Annotated in this window: 5 protein-coding genes; all 5 read left to right on the plus strand. The window is 63.6% G+C overall.

Annotated features, from left to right (window positions below; genetic code table 11):
* Positions 1-829, plus strand: an 829-nt coding sequence (locus LLH00_19445) for an ATP-binding domain-containing protein (protein MCE5273458.1), incomplete at its 5' end; no start/stop codon positions are given.
* A gap of 225 nt (positions 830-1,054) precedes the next feature.
* Complete coding sequence (csrA, locus tag LLH00_19450) at positions 1,055-1,327, plus strand: carbon storage regulator CsrA (protein MCE5273459.1); 273 nt, start codon at positions 1,055-1,057, stop codon at positions 1,325-1,327.
* Positions 1,328-1,418: 91 nt separating this feature from the next.
* Entirely contained in the window at positions 1,419-1,808 is a 390-nt protein-coding gene (locus LLH00_19455) for a hypothetical protein (protein ID MCE5273460.1), read from the plus strand.
* Between the two features lie 70 nt (positions 1,809-1,878).
* A complete protein-coding gene (locus LLH00_19460; protein MCE5273461.1) occupies positions 1,879-2,508 on the plus strand; it encodes a zinc-ribbon domain-containing protein in 630 nt (209 codons plus the stop codon).
* 106 nt (positions 2,509-2,614) lie between these two features.
* Entirely contained in the window at positions 2,615-3,508 is an 894-nt protein-coding gene (locus tag LLH00_19465; protein ID MCE5273462.1) for an RNA polymerase sigma factor RpoD/SigA, read from the plus strand.
* Positions 3,509-4,214 lie beyond the last annotated feature (706 nt).

The following is a 4,214-nucleotide window of genomic DNA, read 5'->3' on the forward strand; positions in this document are numbered from 1 at the left end:
GGTGGAGGGCCTTCCCTGCCGGGTGCGCGCTTCGCGCTCGTTCCTGGCCGACCGCGAGGTGCAGGGGCTGCTGGCCCTGTTGCGCCTGGCTGCCGCGGCCCAGGACAACCTGCATTTCCGCGGCGCGCTGCGCCTGGCCGGCCTGGACCCGGAGGGCGAGTATTTCGCGCGCCTGGCGCAGAACGCAACCGAACATGGCCGGCCGCTGCTGGCGGAGCTCAAGGCCCAGATCATCCGCGAGGAGCCGCTGTCGCGCCACGGGGAGAAAGCCGCCCGGTTCCTGGAGCTGGTTGACCGCTGCCGCCGCGACCTCGACCGTCTGCCCCCAGCCACCCTGCTCGAAACCCTGGCCGCCGAGCTTCTGCCGCAACGTCAGGCGCAGCCCGCGCCGTTGGAGCACCTTCTGCGCGTGACTGAGCGTTTCGGCTCCGGGCGCGAGTTCCTGCGCCGGGTGGCGCTCCAGGCCGAGGGCGACCTGGAGCGCATAGCCGGTCGCGCCGCGGCCGAGGCGGTGACCCTGAGCACCATGCACGCGGCCAAGGGCCTGGAGTTCCCGGTGGTGTTCGTCTGCGGCCTGGAGGCGGGCCTCGTTCCGCTGGAGCGCGAGGGCTGCGACCCGGCCGAGGAGCGCCGCCTTCTGTACGTTGCCCTCACCCGCGCCGGACGCCGTCTGTACCTGTCCAGCGCGGCGCGTCGCATGCTGCACGGCCGCACGCTGGAGGCGGGCTGGTCGCCGCTCGTGGCCGACATTCCAGCCGACAGCCTGGAGGCTTTCGCGCCGCTGCCGCCGCGCCGCCGTCCGCCCGACCGCCAGCTCGACCTGTTATGACGGCGCTGTATGCAACCAAAACGCAAGTTCCATGACAACCGGGCATTTTAAGCTTGACTTTCCCGCAGACGGTTGTAAGCTCTATCGATAGGCCTTGCTATTGCCAGGGGCATATTGTATCTTCAACCTGCCGGGTGGGTCCGCCCGGCGTGGACCCGGAAGAAGCGGATGCATCGGGCACGGTGAGATCCGCCCCAGCCCGTACCTGAACAAAGGAGCGCAGGGATGCTGATCCTGACACGGAAACAGGGCGAATCGGTCGCCATCGGAGATGACATCAAGGTGACCGTGGTCGAGATACAGGGCAAGCAGGTCAAGTTGGGAGTGAAAGCCCCGCGCGAAATTTCGGTGCACCGCCAGGAAGTCTACGAGAAGATTCAGGAGGAGAACATCCGCGCCGCGCAGGTGAGCGCCGATGACCTGGCCGGCCTGGAGACCACGGTGGAGAGTCCCGCGGCCGAAAGCGACGAACGCGAATCGGAGCGCCAGGCCGGCTGACCGCCCCTCCCGGTCAGGGCGGTGTAACCGGAGCCGTCTTTGTCCGTTCTCTGTACAGAGTGGCGCCGCATTTCGGGCGGGGAAGTCGTGGATGAGTGAAGAACTGGAAAAAAACCAGCTCGGCCTGTGGGAAAAACTGGGCCGGCTGTATGGCGAAACGTCGGGTGGGCCGTCCCAGGATGAGCCTGAGGAGCCGGAGCTCGAGGTGACGGAGAACCTGCCCTCGCCCCCGCCGACGGAGCAGTTGTCGCCGGATGAGCCGGACACAGTGGACGATCCGGCCAGCCCGGCGTTCCCCGGACCGATGTTCCGCCTGGCCTCGAACCTGCCGGAAAGCGGCGGACGGCCGGCGCCACCGCAAGCCCTGAATGCCCTCGGGCGGGTCCACGAGACCTGCACCCGTTGTCGCAGAAGCTGCAAACAGAGCGGCCGCAAGCTCAACCGCATGCTCTGTATCGGATTCCTGCCGATCGAGGACTGAGCCGTGTGCCAGGCGCACTCCCCTCACCGGCCCCTGCCGCAACCGATCCCCCGCCAGGCGGTGATTGCGTATGATAATCATCTGCCACAAGTGTGACTCCAGGTTCAAGGTCCGCGACGACATGTTGACGGGCGGCCCGAAAAAGGCCCGTTGCAAGAACTGCGGTGCGCAAATGCTGATCAGCCTGCCCGATTCGGGAGTCGTGCCCCCGGAGGGCCTGCTCACCAGCGCGATCGGCCCCGAGCCGGCGTCTCCGGCCGTGGCCCCCGCGGCTGACACCCCCCAGCCGGCCGCTCCCGCAGCAAGCAGCCCCGGCGCGCAGGAGACACCGGCCGCCGAGGGCCAGGCAGACGCCGCCGAGGCCTCTTCCACCATCGAGAACAGCACCGAAAACGCGATGGCCAAGCTCGAAAAGCGCCGCCGCGAGATGGAGGACGAGATCGCCGGGAGGCTGCACAAGGCCGCCCTGGAGACCCTGGAATTCCAGGACCTCGAGTACCTGGGGAACAAGCTAAAAGCCATCGAGTCCAACCCCGAGGCGGCGCTGGAGGAGGATATCCAGCTCTTCGCCTGCATCAAGTGCAAATCGGTGTTCGCCCTGTACGCGGATGACCCGCGCCAGTGCCCGAACTGTCCGGCCGACTCGGTCCTGGTCCGCGGCCAGGATATCCTGCGCCAGTTCGGGATGTTCAACCGCTGACCGCCGCACTGCGGCAGGCTGGGTGGAACTTTCCCGCCGAATCCGGTTTAGTAGAGATACCGGCGCACAACAGTGTCAGTACAACCGTGACTCGGAGTGATCACGCTTGAACAAGAACCGTAAAGAAAATAAAGATCAGGCCAAGCCGAAACCGCCAGTCAGGAAAAGCCGGTTCGACGAGGATTCGATCTCGATGTACCTGAAGGAGATAAGCAACTACCCCCTGCTCGGTCCCGAGCAGGAGGTCCGGCTTGCCGGCGACTACAAGGCGGGCGACCGCCGGGCCATCGAGAAACTGGTGCTGTCGAACCTGCGTTTCGTGGTCTCGATCGCCAAGAAATACCAAAACCTGGGGGTGTCGCTCTCCGACCTGATCAACGAGGGCAACATCGGGCTGATCCGGGCCGCGTACAAGTTCGACGAGACCAAGGGCGTGCGGTTCATCACCTATGCGGTCTGGTGGATCAAGCAGGCGATAATCCAGTACCTGAGCGAGCAGAGCCGCGTGGTGAGGATTCCGCTGAACAAAGCCAGCGCCATGTTCAAGATGGAAAAGGCCCTGAACAGCCTGAGCCAGGAACTGGGCCGCGACCCCACCACCTCCGAGATCATGCAGGAGATCGACATGGCCAGCGACGAACTGGCCGAGATGATGCCCCTGTACCAGCCCCAGTACTCGCTGGAGTCGAGTTCCAACCCGCAGGATGACATCATCCTGCTCAACTCGATCCCGGATGACAAGACCCCCGGGCCGATGGACGGGATGTTCAAGCAGGAGCTGAGCGAGGCCATCGAGGACATGCTCTCCTCGATCAAGGACCGCGAGGCCCGTATCCTGCGCTTCTACTACGGGCTGGACGACACCGAGCCGATGACCCTGGAGGAGATCGGCGAAATCTTCGGCGTGACCCGCGAACGCGTGCGCCAGATCAAGGAGAAAGCGATCAAGCAGCTGCGCCAAGCCAACCAGAAGAAAGCCGAGGAGACATACCTCAACTGAGGCCGCTATGCACGGGGACGCCGATCCCAACGGTTACAGCGCAGTTTTTTTCCTGAAGTCCATTCACTGAAATGTAGGGGCGCACACATGGGTGCGCCCCTACATTCTCGCTCTTAAACAAGTTTATAACGACCCCACGCCCTTTGGTCCTTTCGGGCAAAACCAAAGAACAACAAGTCAAACCCGCCTTGCAGACATTGAATACGTGCCCTGATGCAATTCCATCCATTTTTTTCCACCAAAAAGTTGACTCCCGCCCCTTTTTCGTGGTAGACTGACTCAGCCAGAAAAAAGCGCGGCCCACGCGGGCCGCGCTCGAACCGCGTGCAGCCATCCCGCCAGGACAGCTCCGGGAGCCACGGACATGATGCCCGCCGGCCGGCCCGGTCGACCGTGCGCAAAGACAATTAAATAAAATACCCGCCTTTTTCTCCCCGGAGTCAGCCGTGCGTCCGGGCCGATCTAACTGTAGGATATAAAGCGCATTACGTTATAGAGCGCCCGCTTGACAAATTTATCGCAATTGTGGTATACTGAGCCCAAAGACAGCGAACTCCTTAATTGCCAAGGAGAAAGAATGCTCTTCAAGAGAGGCGGCTCCACCACGGTCGGCCTGGACCTGGGCAGCCACTCGATAAAGCTGGCCGAGATCGACCATTCGGGCAAGGCCCCGGCCCTGATCAACTACGGAGTGACCGAGCTCGTG

It is taken from the genome of bacterium, assembly GCA_021372515.1.
Taxonomy (GTDB): Bacteria; Gemmatimonadota; Glassbacteria; order GWA2-58-10; family GWA2-58-10; genus JAJFUG01.